General features: G+C 73.8%; 12 protein-coding genes. 3 read left to right on the forward strand and 9 right to left on the reverse strand.

All coding sequences use genetic code 11. The features are described 5' to 3' along the window. Nucleotides 1-250: 250 nt before the first annotated feature. A complete protein-coding gene (locus D7I43_RS02360) occupies nucleotides 251-1,741 on the reverse strand; it encodes a CoA-acylating methylmalonate-semialdehyde dehydrogenase (RefSeq protein WP_120326653.1) in 1,491 nt (496 codons plus the stop codon). Continuing rightward, complete coding sequence (locus tag D7I43_RS02365; RefSeq protein WP_120326654.1) at nucleotides 1,738-3,036, reverse strand: aspartate aminotransferase family protein; 1,299 nt, start codon at nucleotides 3,034-3,036, stop codon at nucleotides 1,738-1,740. Before D7I43_RS02365 ends, D7I43_RS02360 begins: the two co-directional genes overlap by 4 nt. 244 nt (nucleotides 3,037-3,280) lie before the next feature. On the opposite strand from D7I43_RS02365, the gene D7I43_RS02370 reads away from it, so the two are divergent. After that, a complete protein-coding gene (locus D7I43_RS02370; protein ID WP_240032750.1) occupies nucleotides 3,281-4,330 on the forward strand; it encodes a hypothetical protein in 1,050 nt (349 codons plus the stop codon). Between the two features lie 100 nt (nucleotides 4,331-4,430). On the opposite strand, the gene D7I43_RS02375 is transcribed toward D7I43_RS02370, so the two are convergent. Then, entirely contained in the window at nucleotides 4,431-4,796 is a 366-nt protein-coding gene (locus D7I43_RS02375) for a PH domain-containing protein (RefSeq protein ID WP_120326655.1), read from the reverse strand. Between the two features lie 13 nt (nucleotides 4,797-4,809). Beyond that, a complete protein-coding gene (gene murD / locus D7I43_RS02380; RefSeq protein ID WP_120326656.1) occupies nucleotides 4,810-6,156 on the reverse strand; it encodes a UDP-N-acetylmuramoyl-L-alanine--D-glutamate ligase in 1,347 nt (448 codons plus the stop codon). Between the two features lie 103 nt (nucleotides 6,157-6,259). Between murD and D7I43_RS02385 the strand changes: the two genes are divergently transcribed. Next, a complete protein-coding gene (locus tag D7I43_RS02385) occupies nucleotides 6,260-7,612 on the forward strand; it encodes a MurL-like N-terminal domain-containing (protein ID WP_120326657.1) in 1,353 nt (450 codons plus the stop codon). 187 nt (nucleotides 7,613-7,799) lie between these two features. Here the strand turns inward: D7I43_RS02385 and D7I43_RS02390 are convergent, their stop codons facing one another. Further along, nucleotides 7,800-9,722, reverse strand: coding sequence for a PucR family transcriptional regulator (locus tag D7I43_RS02390; RefSeq protein ID WP_477455739.1), 1,923 nt, complete (start codon nucleotides 9,720-9,722; stop codon nucleotides 7,800-7,802). Between the two features lie 49 nt (nucleotides 9,723-9,771). Next, on the reverse strand, nucleotides 9,772-10,659 hold the full coding sequence (locus D7I43_RS02395; RefSeq protein ID WP_240032769.1) for a TrmH family RNA methyltransferase: 888 nt from the start codon (nucleotides 10,657-10,659) through the stop codon (nucleotides 9,772-9,774). A gap of 293 nt (nucleotides 10,660-10,952) precedes the next feature. Between D7I43_RS02395 and D7I43_RS02400 the strand changes: the two genes are divergently transcribed. After that, on the forward strand, nucleotides 10,953-12,335 hold the full coding sequence (locus tag D7I43_RS02400; RefSeq protein WP_120326660.1) for a glycoside hydrolase family 10 protein: 1,383 nt from the start codon (nucleotides 10,953-10,955) through the stop codon (nucleotides 12,333-12,335). 54 nt (nucleotides 12,336-12,389) lie between these two features. Here the strand turns inward: D7I43_RS02400 and D7I43_RS02405 are convergent, their stop codons facing one another. From D7I43_RS02405 to D7I43_RS02415, 3 genes are all read right to left on the reverse strand, one after another. After that, a complete protein-coding gene (locus D7I43_RS02405; protein ID WP_120326661.1) occupies nucleotides 12,390-12,950 on the reverse strand; it encodes a dihydrofolate reductase family protein in 561 nt (186 codons plus the stop codon). Nucleotides 12,951-13,077: 127 nt separating this feature from the next. Next, nucleotides 13,078-15,288, reverse strand: coding sequence for a transglycosylase domain-containing protein (locus D7I43_RS02410; protein WP_120326662.1), 2,211 nt, complete (start codon nucleotides 15,286-15,288; stop codon nucleotides 13,078-13,080). Between the two features lie 191 nt (nucleotides 15,289-15,479). Continuing rightward, nucleotides 15,480-15,937, reverse strand: a 458-nt coding sequence (locus D7I43_RS02415) for an IS30 family transposase (protein WP_120326663.1), incomplete at its 5' end; no start/stop codon positions are given.

Here is a 15,937-nt window from a genome sequence, read left to right on the forward strand (position 1 = left end):
GCTCTCTCCTCGGTTCGGGCCGGGCGGCCGTCGGTTTATGGGGGTGGCGGCCGCCGTACGAGGCGCAGGGGGAACTGTTGATTCTCTTCAGTTCACTCAGTGTTGCTGAAGAATTTCTACGGCAGTGGGGCGCGGACTTCAAGACCTGGGAACCGAACCGTTATCCACCGTCCGTCCACGACATCCTCCGCCGAAACGCGGCCGGGCCCGGTCAGGCGCACCTGACCGGGCCCCGCGCGTCGCGGATCGTTCAGCTCTGGGTGGGGAACCCGAGGTTGACCCCGCCGTGCCGGGGGTCGAGCCAGCGGCTGGTGACCACCTTGGCACGGGTGAAGAAGCGCACCCCGTCCTCACCGTGCGCGTGCAGGTCGCCGAAGAGCGAGGACTTCCAGCCGCCGAACGAGTGGTACGCCATCGGCACCGGGATCGGCACGTTGATGCCCACCATGCCGACCTCCACCTCGTGCTGGTACCGGCGGGCCGCGCCGCCGTCGTTGGTGAAGATCGCCGTGCCGTTGCCGTACGGGTTCGCGTTGACCAGCTCCAGCGCCTCGGCGTACGACCCGACCCGGAGCACGCTCAGCACCGGACCGAAGATCTCGTCCGTGTAGATCGACATCTCCGGCGTGACCCGGTCGAAGAGGGTCGGTCCCAGCCAGAACCCGCCCGGGTCGCCGTCCGGCTGGACGTCCCGGCCGTCCACCACGGCGACCGCGCCGGCCGCCACCCCCGCCTCCACGTAGGAGCGGACCCGGGCCGCGTGTGCCGCGGTCACCAGCGGTCCCATGTCGCAGCCGCGCCGCCCGTCCCCGGTACGCAGCCCCGCCATCCGCTCGGCGATCCGCGCGACCAGCGCGTCGCCGATCGGCTCCACGGCGACCAGCGCGGAGATCGCCATGCACCGCTCCCCCGCCGAGCCGAAGCCCGCGTTGACCGCCGCGTCGGCGGCGAGGTCGAGGTCCGCGTCCGGGAGCACCACCATGTGGTTCTTGGCGCCGCCCAGCGCCTGCACCCGCTTGCCGGCCGCCGTGCCGCGCTGGTAGACGTACCGGGCGATCGGGGTGGAGCCGACGAACGACACCGCCCGCACCTCCGGGTGGTCCAGCAGCGCGTCGACCGCCTCCTTGTCGCCGTTGACCACGTTCAGCACGCCGTCGGGCAGGCCGGCCTCGGCGAACCACTCGGCCAGCAGGAGCGCCGCGCTCGGGTCCTTCTCGCTCGGCTTGAGCACGACCGCGTTGCCGCAGGCCACAGCGATCGGCACGAACCACAGCGGCACCATGACGGGGAAGTTGAACGGCGAGACCACCGCGACCACCCCGAGCGGCTGCCGCAGGGTGTACGAGTCGACCTCGGTGGAGACGTTCTCGCTGAACGCGCCGCGCAGCGCCGAGGGGATGCCGCAGGCGTACTCGATCACCTCGAGCCCGCGCTGCACCTCCCCCGCGGCGTCGGCGAGCACCTTGCCGTGCTCGGCGGTGATCACCTCGGCGAGGCGGTCGCGCCGCGCGTGCACCAGCTCCCGGAACGCGAACAGCACGGCGCTCCGCTTCGCCAGCGACGCGTCCCGCCAGGACCGGGCCGCGCGCGCCGCGGCCTCGACGGCCACCGCCACGTCCGCGGTCGAGGCCAGCGCGACCTCACCGGTACGCCGCCCGGTGGCCGGGTCGAAGACGTCACCGCGCCGCTCCGACGTGCCGACGAACCGCTTGCCCTCCACGAAGTGCCCGATGAGGGTCATGCCGGCACCCCCGCCGCCGTCCGGATCGCCTCGACGAGGATGGCCAGCCCCTCGCGGGCCTCCTCCTCGGTGAGCGTGAGGGGTGGGCCCATCCGGAGCACGTTGCCGTAGAGGCCGCCCTTGCCGACCAGCAGCCCACCCTCCCGGCACGCCTCGAACACGCGGGCGGTCCGGGCCGGATCCGGCTCGGCGCTGCCCGGGTGGACGAACTCGACGGCGAGCATCAGCCCCTTGCCGCGTACCTCGGCCACGCAGTCCAGGTCGGCCACGGCGGCGCGCAGACCGTCGAGGAGGATCGCGCCGGTGCGGGCGGCGTTGGCCTGCAGGTCGTGGTCGAGCAGGTAGTCGAGCACCGCGTTGCCGGCGGCCGTGGACACCGGGTTGCCGCCGAAGGTGGAGAAGCTGATGGCCGGCACCGACTCCAGCACCTCGGCCCGGCCCACCACGCCGGCGAGCGCGAAGCCGTTGCCGATGCCCTTGGCGAACGTGAGCAGGTCCGGGGTGATCCCGTGCGCCTGGTAGCCCCAGAAGTGCTCGCCCGTACGCCCCCAGCCGGTCTGCACCTCGTCGGCGATGAACAGGATGCCCGTCTCGTCGAGCACCTTCTTCCACGCCGCGAAGAGCCCGTCCGGCGGGTGGACGAAGCCGCCGACGCCCTGGATCGGCTCGGCGATCAGCGCCGCCACGTCCCCAGCCGTCTGGGTGGCGAGCACCTCGCGCAGGTCCTCCACGGCGGCGTCGACCTGCTCGTCGGGGCCCAGCCGGGCGAGCAGGCCGCGCAGCCGCTCGCCGGAGTGCAACCAGGCCACCTGGAGGGGGTTGAGCGGGCTGGCCGACCAGCCGCGGTTGCCGGTGACGCCCATCGCCGCGTACGACCGGCCGTGATAGCTGTTGCGGACGGCCAGGATCTGGTGCGAGCGGCGGTGGTTGGTGGCGACCAGCAGCGCCGCCTCGTTGGCCTCGGTGCCCGAGTTGGTGAAGAAGACGCGGGCGTCCGGGATCCCCGACAGTCGGGCGATCTTCTCGGCCAGCTCGACCTGCTGGCGGATGAGGTAGAGCGTGGAGCTGTGCACCACGCCGGTACGCACCTGCCGCTCGACCGCCTCGCGGACCTCGGGGATGTCGTAGCCGAGCATGGTGGTCAGGACCCCGCCGAAGAAGTCCAGATAGGTGCGGCCCTGGGCGTCGGTCACCCGCCGGCCCGAGCCGGAGACCAGCTCGATCGGTTCGTCGTAGTAGAGCGGCATCCAGGAGGGGAGCACGGCCCGGTGCCGGGCCAACAGATCGCTGGTCATCGTCGCACCCTTCGGTTCGCGGTTATCGAACGCTTTCACCACGCCTGGTCGGGGGCAAGTGTCAGCCTGTAGCGCGAGAGTCCGCCGGGCCTGACAGACCGTCAAGCCGGGAGGGCCGTCGATTCCGCCGTCCGGGACCCGTTCCCGGTGGCGCCGGACCCGTCGTGACCAGCGTTTCCGCGCCACCGGCCGGCACCCTTTCGGTCCGGCCACCCGCTCCCGCGCCGGCCGGTACCATCCGAGCGTGCCCGAGCCTTCCGCCCCGCCGCCGGCCGGGCCCACCGTCGCGCCCGCGTCCATCGTGGTCACCGGCGCGTGCGAGGCGGTGCCGCTGCCGCTGCCGGGCGGGACGCCGCACCCTGACCCGGACGTGATCATTGCGGGCATCGCCGGGTGGGTCGGCTCGGCGCCGCTACGCGGCCTCGTGGCGCGCTTCGGCGGCCGGTGGCCCACCGGCGACCTCGCCGCGGTGCTCGCCGGCCTGGACGACTTCTCCGGCCGGCACTGGGACTTCCGGGGCGGGCGGGAGCGGCCCGAGGCGCGGGAACCGGACCTCCACCCGACCACCGCACGCCAGGTGCGGGACTCCGCGGCCGCGCTGGGCCTGGTCCGCGCCGTGCCGCCGGCCCTGGGCCGGTACGCCCACGTGGTCGTGCTCGGCGGGCTGGCACACGCCTGTCTGCGCCGGGTCGCGTACGCCGCCCACCTGCTGCGCCGGGGCGTGCGGGTGGCCGGTGAGGTGGCCGTGCTGGGCAGCTTCCGGCCGCTGTCCGACGCCGAGCGGCGGACACTGGCCGACGCCGGGGTCGACGGCGGCGACACCGAGGTGGACGCGCTCGACGCGGCCGTCCGGCTCGCGTTCGGGGTGACCCGGCCGGCCGAGGAGGACGGGCGGGACGCCGGGCACCCGCACCACTCCTGGTCCTCCCGCACCTACCGACCCGCCGGCGCGCCGCCGGTGCGGGTGCTGGCCGCGCCGTCCAGCGAACCGGAACGCCGTCGCGCCCACACCGCCGACACCCAGCGCTTCTGGGCCGGGCACGCGCGACTCGCACCGGCCGACGAGGTCCTGCTGGTCACGGCACCCATCTACGTGCCGTTCCAGCACGGCGACGCGCTGCGGACGCTGGCCGTGCCGTACCGCTGCGGGATCGACACGGTGGGCGTCGACCCGGCGCTGCCCGACCTGACGCGCCTGCCCGAGCCGGCGCTCACCCCCGGCCGCTACCTGCAGGAGATCCGCTCGGCGATCCGCTCCATGCGCGCCCTGCACGCCACCGTCGCGGCCGGCTGACGCGGCCGGCCGACGCGGCCGGCTGACGACGGTGGCCGAAGCGGTCGGCGGTCGCGGCTGGGTGGCGGTGTCGGCGGACGCGGCCGGCAGGCGGTTCCGGTCAGCGGAACCGGGCGCGGGCGACGGCCCGCGACACCTCGTCCGGATCCTCCACTTCGAGCACCAGCCGGTCGTACGGCTCTCCGTCCAGCTCGACCAGCAGCACCCGCTCGGCGCGATGCACGCACCAGAACGAGCGGCCGGTGGAACGGGAGACGAAGGTGCCCACGCGCAGCACGCCGGGCAGGTGGGCGCCCGGCAGCCGCCAGCCGCCGCCCCGCGCCACCGCCTCGGCGCGGGACACCGCTCGCACCCCGGTGACCGCGGCCGTGGGCACGACCACGCCGGCCGACAGGGCCCAGAGCCGGTCCATCCCGCTCAGCCGTACGACGAGCCGCTGGGGGTCGACCGCCAGGTGAACCGCCACGATCCGTCCCCGCTCAGCCGGCGGTGTCGCGGACGGCCTGGGCGAAGACCTCCGAGCGGTGCTCGAAGTTGCGGAACCGGCCGTAGCTCGGCGCCGCCGGCGAGAGCAGCACCACCCCGCCGGGCGGCGTCAGCTCCCGCGCCAGCCGCACCGCGTCCACCAGCTCGTCGACCACCTCGGTGCGGACCTTCGGCAGCCCAGCGAGCACCTCGACGATCCGGCGGCCGCTGTCGGGGATGCCGATGACGGTGATCTCGCGCTCGGCGAGGTGCTCCCGCAGCGGGGAGTAGTCCAACCCCCGGTCGGTGCCGCCGACGATCACCGTGAGCGGCCGCCCCTCGTACGCGTCGATGGCGTGCATGGCGGCGTACGGGCTGGTGGCGAGCGTGTCGTCGACGAACGTCAGCCCCGACGGGTCGACGATCTCGGTGAGCCGGTGGGCGAGCCCCTGGAAGCCCGCCACGGCCACGGCCAGGGTGTCGCGCCGGTCGACCACGTCCACGCCGAGCGCGTCGAGCACGGCCAGCGCCACGCAGAGGTTGCCCTCGTTGTGCCGGCCCACCAGCGGCAGCACGGCGCGCGGGAAGAGCGGCTCGTCGGCGAGGTGGAACCAGGGCGTCCCGTCCGGGCCGCTCGCGACGTGCACGCTGTCGGGCCGCCCGGCACGGACGGCCGCCCGGTCGCCCAGTTCGACGGCGAGGCGCGGGTCGTTGCCGTTGACCACCACGGTCCGCGGCCCGTACGCGATCAGGTTCAGCTTGTCCCGGTAGTACTCGGCCTCCCCGCCGTGCGCGTCGAGGTGCTCCGGGAAGAGGGCGGTGACCACCGCGACCCGCGGTGAGTCGGTCAGGTCGCTGCACTGGTAGCTGGACAGCTCCAGCACGTACAGGTCGGCCTCGGGCAGGTCCAGCGTGGGCACCCCGATGTTGCCGCCGAAGACGTTCGGCCGGTCCACGGCGTTCAGCAGGTGGCTGATGAGGCTGGACGTGGTGCTCTTGCCCTTGCTGCCGGTGACCCCGACGGTCCGGTCGGCGTGGTCGGCCATCCAGAGCGCCGTACCCTGCGTGATCGTGACGCCGCGGCGCCGCAGCTCGACCAGCCACGGGTGGGTCTGCGGCACCCCCGGCGAGCGGACCACCACGTCGGCGGCGGCCAGCCGCTCGAAGCCCTCCTCGCCGGTGACCAGCGGCGCCGCCTCGGCCAGCGGCCCGTCCCAGGGCAGCGAGAGGAAGTTGGCGCTGTCGTCGACGGCCACCAGCCGCGCCGGCCCGTGCGCGGCGATCGCGGTCACGGCCGCCCGGCCCTCCCGGCCGGTGCCCCAGACGGCGACGGAACGTCCGCGCAGGTCAGACAGGCGCACAGGTGATCTCCTCCGGAGCGGGACGGTACAGGACGGAGCGGGTGCCGCGGCGCGGTCCGGCACAGCCGGGCACGGCCGGACGAACCAGGGCCTAGTATGGCGTGTGCGCTACGAGCAACTGCGGCGGATGGACGCCTTCGCATTCCCGTCCTACTCGATCGACCTCTCGACCGGCGAGGCGTTGTTCGACTACGCGCTGACCGGTCCCGCCGGTGAACAGCGGTTCACCGAGGTGGTCACGTTCCCGCTGCCCGAGGCGCCGCCGTCGGATGAGACGGTCGCCGCGCTCGGCCGCGTCCTGGAACTGCTGCACGTCGTGGCCGGGGTCAGCTACTACAAGGTCGCCGCGCCGGGCCGGCTCGTGCTGCCGGCGCCGCTGGGGCCGGCCGCCACCGAACTGGTGACGGCCGTCTACACGAAGGGCCTCGGGGAGTACGCGTACCGTAACCAGCTGCCGCACGTGCTGGACCTCACGCCGGAGGTCCCGGACGGGTCGGTCAAGCCGCCGGCGCCGCTGGACAACTCCGACCGGCGGCCGCTGTCGGCCGTCGGGGGCGGAAAGGACTCGATCGTCACGCTGGAGGCGCTGCGGCGCGCCGGCTTCGACCCCGTGCCGTTCTCGGTCAACCCCAACCACGTGATCGTGTCCGTGAACGAGGCGTCCGGGCTCGCCCCGCTCGCGGCCCGCCGGCGGATCGACCCGGTCCTGTTCGAGCTGAACGCCGCCGGCGCCCGCAACGGGCACATCCCGGTCACCGCGATCAACTCCCTGATCGCCGTCGCCACCTCGGTGCTGCACGGGCTCGGGCCGGTGGTGATGTCCAACGAGCGCTCCGCGTCCGACCCGAACCTGATCTGGAACGGTCACGAGATCAACCACCAGTGGTCGAAGGGGGTCGAGGCGGAGGGTCTGCTCCGGGCGGCGCTCACCGAGCACGCGGGGCTCGCCGAGCCGTACTTCTCGCTGCTGCGACCGCTGTCGGAGCTGCACATCGCCCGGCTGTTCGCCGGCATCGACCGCTACGACGACGTGGTGACCAGCTGCAACGCGGCGTTCAAGCTGCGCGACGCGAGCGAGCGCTGGTGCCGGGACTGCCCGAAGTGCCGGTTCGTGTTCCTGGCCCTGGCGCCGTTCATGTCGCGGGAGCGGATCACCCACATCTTCGGCGGTGACCTGCTCGCCGACGAGGCCCAGATTCCCGGCTACCGGGAGCTGCTGGGCGTGGACGGGCACAAGCCGTTCGAGTGCGTCGGCGAGGTGGAGGAGTCGGTCGTGGCGTTGAGCCTGCTCGCCGAGCAGGACCAGTGGCGCGACGCCCCGGTGGTGCGCGCCCTCGTGGACGCCGTACCCGAGACGGCCTGGTCGACGGTGGCCACCTCGGACGTCTTCACCCCCGGCGGCGGCCCGAGCCACGTGCCGCCCGCGTACGCCAAGGCCCTGACAACCCTGACCTGACCGGATCCGCCGGCGCCCCGGCCGGGGCGGGTTCCGCCGCGTGCGGGGCGGGTTCCGCCGGCGTGCGCTGCGGGCTCCGCCGCGTGATCATGAAGTTATCGCCCTCGGGGACGGCGTGTCGCGGCAATAACTTCATGATCACCGGGGCGAGGGCCGGGCCCGGGCCCGGCCGGGTTCGGTGGGGTGGTCAGGGGGTGCGGATGGCGTCGAGGGCCAGCAGGGCCACGTGCAGGCTGAGGCAGGCGTCGACCGAGTCGAGGTCCACGTCGAGGATGCGGCCGATGCGCGCCAGCCGCTCGTAGAAGGCGGGCCGGGACAGGTGGGCGGCGGTGGCCGCCGCCGACTTGTTGCGGCCCTGTTCGAGGTACGCGCGCAGCGTGTCGAGCAGCTGCTCCCGGGGGTGCTGCGCGTCGTACGCGAGCAGCGCGCCGAGTTCGCGTTCCACGAACGTCTGCACCCGGGGCTCGTCGCGCAGGAGGTGCAGCAGCCCGGCGAGCCCCACGTGCGGCAGCCGGAAGATGGGCAGGTCCCGGCGGTCCCGCCGCGCGGCGTCGGCGATCTGCCGCGCCTCGACGAGCGAGCGGCGGGCCTCCCGCAGGCTGCTCACACCCGATCCGGCCGCGATGATCACCGGGCACGGCCGGCCGTGCTCGCGCGGGCCCCGGTGCCGGTCGCCGCGGTGGTCCGCGCCGCCCGGCCGGCCCAGGGCACGCCCGCCCTGCCGGGGCACCGGCTCGGGCCGGGCCGGCGCGTCGGGGTGTGGCGCCGTCTCCGGCCGGTGCTCGTCGACCCGCGACGCCCCGTCCGGACGACCCGCGGGGGCGTCGACGCGGCCCCGGCGCAGTGCGGCCGCGAACGCCGCGAGGGCCCGTTCCTCGGCGGCGGCGTCCGGCAGGGCGATCAGGGCACCGACCGCGTGGTCGTCGACCGCGCTGGTCAGCGCGACGAGCTTCGCCTCGCGGAGCGCCTGCTCGACGGCCTCGGCGAGGTCCCGCAACCGGGCCGCGCCGCTGGCCGGGACGGCCTCCCCGAGGTCACCGGTCGACACGGCGTCGCCGCCGGGGTCGTCGGCACGGAACCGCACCATGACCCCGACCAGGTGCCGCCGTTCCAGCGCCACGCCGAGCGCCTTGGCGCGGAGCGCCACCTCGTCGACGGGCCGCGCGTGGTCGAGCAGGGCGGTGAGCAGCGTCCGGTGGATCTGCCGTTCCAGCCCTTCGGCGTCCCGGCGGATCAGCCGGCCCAGTGCCAGCGTGGAGGCGGCCCGCTCGACCAGGATCGTGAGCCGGGTCGGCGGCACGAACGGCGACCGCGCCTCCTCGCGCCGGACGGGCCGGACACCGGGTGCGGTGAGAAACCGGCTCGGGCGGCCCGAGGTGAGGTCGCCGCCGGCCGGCCAGCGCAGCAGCAGCCGGCCCCAGTCCTGTCCCCGCGCACCGACCGCGGTGACGAGCCACCCGTTGTCCGGGTCGTACGCGGTCCGCCCGGTGGGCCGGATCCGCCGCGAGTGCTGCTCCCAGCCGTCCAGCAGCAGCTCGGCGCTCTCCCCCGCCGGGTCGTACGCGAGCACCTGCCGGGAGAGGTTCTCCAGCACCACCGGGCAGCCGGACAGCTCGGCGGCCTGCCGCACCACCTCACCCGGACCGGCGCCCTCCACCGACAGCTCGGTGAACCGCTGGTGGATCTCCTCGGTGGCGCGCAGCTCGGTGAGCTGGGCGTCGACGATCAGCGCGTGCACCGCCTCGGTGATCCGCACGAACGGGGTGGCCCGCCGCAGCTCGACCAGCGGCAGCCCGCGCCGTTCGGCGGCGGCGACCATGACCCGGGGAACGCCGTTGACGTACCGGCGGCCCAGCTCGACGACGAGGCCGGAGACGCCCACGTCCGCGAGGTCGCCGATGAACGCCCGCAGGCCCGCGTCGTCCGCGGGGAGGCCGATGCCGGTGGTGAGCACGAGTTCCCCGCCGCCGAGCAGGCTGGCGATGTCCGGTACCTCGGCCACGTGCACCCAGCGGACCAACCGGTCGATTCCGGCGTCTCCCGCCACGAGGCGCGGGGCGCCGCGGCGGACCGGGTCCAGGGCGAGGACCTCACGCACGGTAGGGAACACGGGCGTCACGCTACCCTCCGTGACGCCCGCGGCGGAAACCCCGGGTCGGTCAGAGCGGGTCGTCGCGCCCCAGTTCCCAGCAGGCCACGGCGGTGGCGGCGGCCACGTTGAGGGAGTCGACGCCGCGCCGCATGGGGATCACCACCCGTACGTCGGACGCGTCCATCGCGGCACGGGTCAGCCCGGCCCCCTCCGCGCCGAGCAGCAACGCCGCCCGGGCCCGTTGCGCCGGCTCCAGCCGCTGGATCGGCACGGCGTCCGGCGCCGGCGTCATGGCGAGCACGGTGAAGCCCGCCGCCCGGACCTCCGCCAGCCCGGCGGGCCAGGGTTCCAGCCGCGCGTACGGTACGGCGAACACCTCGCCCATGCTGACCCGGACGCTGCGCCGGTAGAGCGGGTCGGCGCACGACGGGGAGAGCAGGACCGCGTCCACCCCGAGCGCGGCCACCGCCCGGAAGATCGCGCCGAGGTTGGTGTGGTTGTTGACGTCCTCGAGGATCACCACCCGGCGGGCGGCTGCGAGCACCTCGGCCGCCGTGGGCAGCGGCCGGCGCCGGAAGGAGGCCAGCACGCCCCGGTGGACGTGGAAGCCGGTGGCCCGTTGCAGCACCTCCTGGCTGGCGGCGTAGACCGGCGCGTCCCCGGTGTCCAGGTCGGCGAGCTGGTCGATCCGCTTGGCATCGACGAGGTACGACCGGGGCGGGTAGCCGGCCCGCAGCGCCCGCCGCAGCACCAGCTCCCCCTCGGCGATGAACAGGCCGTGCGGGGGCTCCCAGCGGGTGCGCAGCTCGACGTCGGTCAGCGCGCGGTAGTCGGCGATCCGCTCGTCGTCCGGGTCGGTGATCTCGTGGACGGGCACCCGACGATTCTGCCGGACGCCGGCGGCGCGGCCCGATGGCCCCGAGTCACGGTCGGCTGCGCGTCGACGGCACCCGATTTCCGGAAAAGTTCCGGTCCACCGTCGCCCACCACGACGCCCGTCGATCCGTGAACTCCCTCGTCAGAGGCCCGATCAGGGCGGCGTGTCCGGCCGGGCGCCGGACACGCGTCCGCGTCAGGGGGTTGAGCCTTCCGGAAACCTGCGGCTAGCATCGACGCGCGCGGATGAGTTTGGAGCCGGCGTACGCGAGCAGCAGGGCGTGCTGCCAGCGCGGACCGGGGCACGGCGTGACGGGCAGCGCCGGGGCCGAGGCCGTGCTCAGTCATCTCCAAACCTCGAAAGGCACTCGCATGAGCAACCCTGCGGTCCGGACGGACCGACCGACCCGCGCCCGCGCGCGACGCCGCCTCGCACTCGTCCTCGTCACGACGGGCGCCCTCGTCGCCGGCGGGACGATCGCCCTGGCGCCGAGCGCCAGCGCCGGCACCACCCTCGCCGCGGCGGCCGCCGAGCGCGGCCGCTACTTCGGCACGGCGGTGGCGGCCAACAAGCTCTCCGACCCCGTCTACGTGGGCATCCTGAACCGCGAGTTCGACATGGTCACGCCGGAGAACGAGATGAAGTGGGACGCGACCGAGCCGTCGCAGAACACCTTCACCTTCGGCAACGCCGACCGGATCGTGGCCAGCGCCCAGGCCAACGGGCAACGGGTACGCGGCCACGCGCTGGCCTGGCACTCCCAGCAACCCGGCTGGGTGCAGAACCTGTCCGGCAGCGCCCTGCGCGCCGCCATGGTCAACCACATCACGCGGGTGGCCAGCTACTACCGGGGCAAGATCTACGCCTGGGACGTGGTGAACGAGGCGTTCGCCGACGGTGGCAGCGGCGCCCGCCGGGACTCGAACCTCCAGCGCACCGGCAACGACTGGATCGAGGTGGCCTTCCGTACGGCACGGGCGGCCGACCCCGGCGCGAAGCTCTGCTACAACGACTACAACACCGACGGCCAGAACGCGAAGAGCAACGCGGTGTACGCGATGGTGGCCGACTTCAAGGCCCGGGGCGTACCGATCGACTGCGTCGGCTTCCAGTCGCACTTCAACGCGCAGAGCCCGATCCCGGCCGACTACCAGGCCAACCTCCAGCGCTTCGCCGACCTCGGCGTCGAGGTGCAGATCACCGAACTCGACATCGAGGGCTCGGGCACCACGCAGGCCGAGAACTACGCCCGGGTGGTACGCGCGTGCCTCGCCGTCGCGCGCTGCACGGGCATCACCGTCTGGGGGATCCGGGACAGCGACTCGTGGCGCGCCGGCGGCACGCCGCTGCTGTTCGACGCGTCCGGCAACAAGAAGCCGGCCTACACGGCGACCCTCAACGCCCTCAACGGGGGCACCACGCCGCCGACCACCCCGCCGCCCACCACCACCCCGCCGCCCGGAACCGGCTGCTCCGCGTCGGCGACGGTCAACGCCTGGAACGGCGGCTTCGTGGCCACCATCCGGGTCACGGCGGGCGCGGCCGGCACGAACGGCTGGACGGTCGGGCTGACGCTCCAATCCGGGGCGACGCTCGTCAACACCTGGAACGCCAGTCCCAGCGCGTCGAGCGGGGCCGTCCAGTTCCGCAACGTGAGCTACAACGGCCGGCTCGGAGCCGGGCAGACGACGGAGTTCGGCTTCCAGGCCAACGGCAGCGCCGGCGCCCTCACCCCCACCTGCACGGCGAGCTGACCCGCGGCGGCGCCGGTGCGGTGGGTCGTACCCCCGCACCGGCGCGTCGCCGGGTCACCGTGCCGGCTCGTAGCGCAGCAGGACGGAGCAGGAGTCGAAGGGACGGCTCTCGACGAGGCGCAGCCCGAGCCGCTCCTTGTCGAGGAAGACCGGCTGGCCGCCGCCGAGCACCACCGGGTGCACGACGATCAGGTACTCGTCGACCAGACCCAGCCCGGTGAGCGCGGAGGCCAGGTTCGAGCCACCGGTGAGCAGCAGGTCGTCGCCCGGCTCCTCCTTCAGGGCGGTGATCTCGGCCGCGAGGTCCCGGTGGCCGACGACCCGGGCGCCCTCGGCGTCGGGCAGCGTCCGGGAGACGACGATCTTCGGCTTCGCCCGCCAGATCGGCGCGAACGCGAGGTCGTGCGGGTCCTTCGAGATCGACTCCGCCCGCGGCCAGTAGAACGACATCAGCTCCCAGACCCGCCGCCCGTAGAGGAAGGCGCCGGCCCGTTCGCTCAGCTCACGGGACCACGCCGACAGCTCCGGCCCCATCTGCGGCCAGTCGAACTCGCCGTTCGGACCCTGGATGTAGCCGTCGACGGACTGGTGCACGAAGTAGACGATCTTGCGCATGGTTGCTCCTCCGGTGCGGTACGCCCCCGGCGGGGACGTTCTCACCCGGTGGTCGGAGCCACCGCACGCGATCCGACAGGACGGCCGAACTTTCTCCGCGATTTTTTCCGGCGGCCGCCGGGCGGGATCAGCCGCGGCGGTCGAACCAGCGGTCGAGCAGCGACCTCGGGTCCTCGGTGCGCGCCCGGTCGTCCTGGCCGCGGTCCCGCTGCGCCGGCGGCCGCTCGCTCGGCCGGTGCGGGTCGCCGGCCAGTTCCCGGCTGGGCGCCACGAAGTCCTTCTCCGGCTTGCCCTCGACGGCCGTCGCGATCACCCGGGCCACCGCGTCGATCACCTCGGCCTGCACGGCGGAGCCCACCGAGTCGGTCGGGTCGTCCGGGTTGGCGGCGATGCCGGCCACGGCGACCTGCGGCGTGTAGCCCACGAACGTCTCGGTGGCGTTCTCCTCCGAGCTGCCGGTCTTGCCGGCGACCGGACGCCCGTCGAGGATGTCGTCCACGGCGGTGGCCGTGCCGCCGTTGCACTGCCCGTACGCCGACTGCTGGCCGACCGGGCACCGCGCCGCGTCGGTGGCCGCCCGGGCCACGTCGGCGTCGAGCACCCGCCGGCACGAGGGGTCGGCCACCGGCACCGCCTCGCCGTCCGCGGTCTTCACCGAGACCACCGGCAGCGGCGCGCAGTACATGCCCTCGGCGGCCACGGTGGCGTACGCGTTGGCCAGGTCCAGCGGAGTCGTGGCGGCCACGCCGAGGGTGAACGAACCCCAGTTGGCGGCGTTGTTCCTGGCGAACTCCGCGTCCGCGTCGGCCCGGAACGTGATGCCGAGCCGCTGCGCCATCTCGACCACCTTGTCCTGGCCCACCTGCTCGGCCAGCCAGACGAAGTAGGTGTTGACCGAGCGGCCGAAGCCGTCCCACATCATCCGGTAGCCGTCCATCCACTCCGGGTTGGCGTTGGCCGGGCACCAGTGGCCGTCGCAGCTGCCCTCCCCCTCCGCGGGGTAGCGGGTGGGCAGCCGGGCGGGCGCGTCGAAGCCGGTGGAGAGGGTACGGCCCGACTCCAGCGCGGCGAGCATCGTGAAGAGCTTGAAGGTCGAACCGGCCTGGTAGCCGTCCACGCCCCCGCCGCCGGAGATCAGCGGGTTCACCGTGTTCGGGTGGTTGGCCTGCCCGTCCGGGTTCGCCGCGAGGCTGTAGTGGCGGTTCACCGCCATGGCGAGCACCCGTCCGGTGCCCGGCTCGACCGCGGCGATCGGCAGCGCGCGCTTGTTGCCGTACCCGTACACCCCGGTGGCCTGCTTCTGCGCGGTGGCCTGGATCTCCGGGTCCAGCGACGTGACCACCGTGTAGCCGCCGCGGCGCAGCGCCTGCTCCCGCTCCTCCGCCGTCGAGCCGAACGCCGGCTGGGTGAGCCACCAGCGGCGCAGGTAGTCGCAGAAGAAGCCCCAGTCGTCGTGCCCCTGCGCGGTCGCCGTGCAGCCGTTGGGCTGCTCGGTCGGGTGCAGCGTCAGCTTCTCGGCCTTGGCCTGGGCCGCCTGCTCGGCGGTGATCGCCCCGGTCTCGACCATCGAGTCGAGCACGTACGCCCGCCGGGCCAGGGCCGCGTCCTTGTCACCGTCGATCGGGCTGTACGCGTCCGGCGACTGCACCAGGCCGGCGAGCAGGGCCGCCTCGGCGAGGGTCAGCTCGGCCGGCTCCTTGCCGAAGTACCGCTGGCTGGCCGCCGCGATCCCGTACGCGCCGGAGCCGAAGTAGGCGATGTTCAGGTAGCGGTTGAGGATCTCGTCCTTGCTGAGCGACTTCTCCAGCGCCGAGGCGTACCGGATCTCCTGGAGCTTGCGGCCCACGGTCGGGTCGGTGGCCGCCTTGCGCTCCTCGGCGGTGCGGCTCGGGTCGGTCTTGAGGACGTTGCGGACGTACTGCATGGTCAGCGTCGAGCCGCCCTGCTCCGTGCCGCCCCCGGTGACGTTGGCCACCACCGCGCGGAGCAGCCCGCGCAGGTCGGCGCCGCCGTGGTCGTAGAACCGCCGGTCCTCGGCCGCCACGATCGCCTGCCGCATCACGGGAGCGATCTCCGACAGCGGGACGTCGGTCCGGTTCACGTCGTAGAACGTGGTGATCAGCGTCTTGCCGTCGTTCGCGTAGATGTAGGAGCGCTGCGGCGTCGCCGGGGTGCGCAGCGCGTCCGGCAGCGCGGCGTACGCCCCGAGCGCCGACCGGGTGACGAGCCCGAACAGCAGGTTGCCGGGGAGCGCGGCCACCGCCAGCACGAGACCGGCGAGCACTCCGGCGAGCAGCACGGTGAGCAGCCGCGACAGCGGCGAGCGGGGACGGGCCATGGTCCCCAGGATTGCCACGAATGTCACCAACCGACCACCCCGCGCGCCGGTTTGTCAGCAACTTCACCGTCCCCACCCAGCAACCCCCCAGCCCCGCCCCTGCCCCCCTGCCGGTCCGCCCGCCTTCGCCCCGGTGATCATGAGGTTGGCGGGACCGTGGGAGGGGTGGCGTCAAGTGGTGAGTGCAATTGTTAGGGCGCGATGAGTTCGGCTAGTCGCTGGGCTGGGGTGGCCCAGCCCAGCGTTTGGCGGGGTCGGGTGTTCAGTTCGTGGGCGATCTCGTCCAGGCCGGTCTGGTCGATGGTGCGGAAGTCGTAGCTGCCTTTGGGGAAGTACTGGCGTAGCAGCCCGTTGGTGTTCTCGTTGGTGCCGCGTTGCCAGGGGCTGTGCGGGTCACAGAAGTAGACCGGGCAGCCGGTGGCGACGGTGAACACCGGGTGGGTGGCCATTTCCACGCCTTGGTCCCAGGCCAGCGAGCGGCGTAGGTGCGCCGGCATCCGGGTGGCCAGGGCGGTGAGGACGCCGATGACGGCTTCGCTGTCGCGGCCGTGGGGCAGGGCGCCGAGCATCACATACCGGGTGGCCCGTTCCACCAGGGTCACGATCGCCGAGCCGCCGGCTTTGCCGATGACCAGGTCACCTTCCCAGT

The sequence above is a fragment of the Micromonospora globbae genome (assembly GCF_003610785.1).
GTDB lineage: Bacteria > Actinomycetota > Actinomycetes > Mycobacteriales > Micromonosporaceae > Micromonospora > Micromonospora globbae.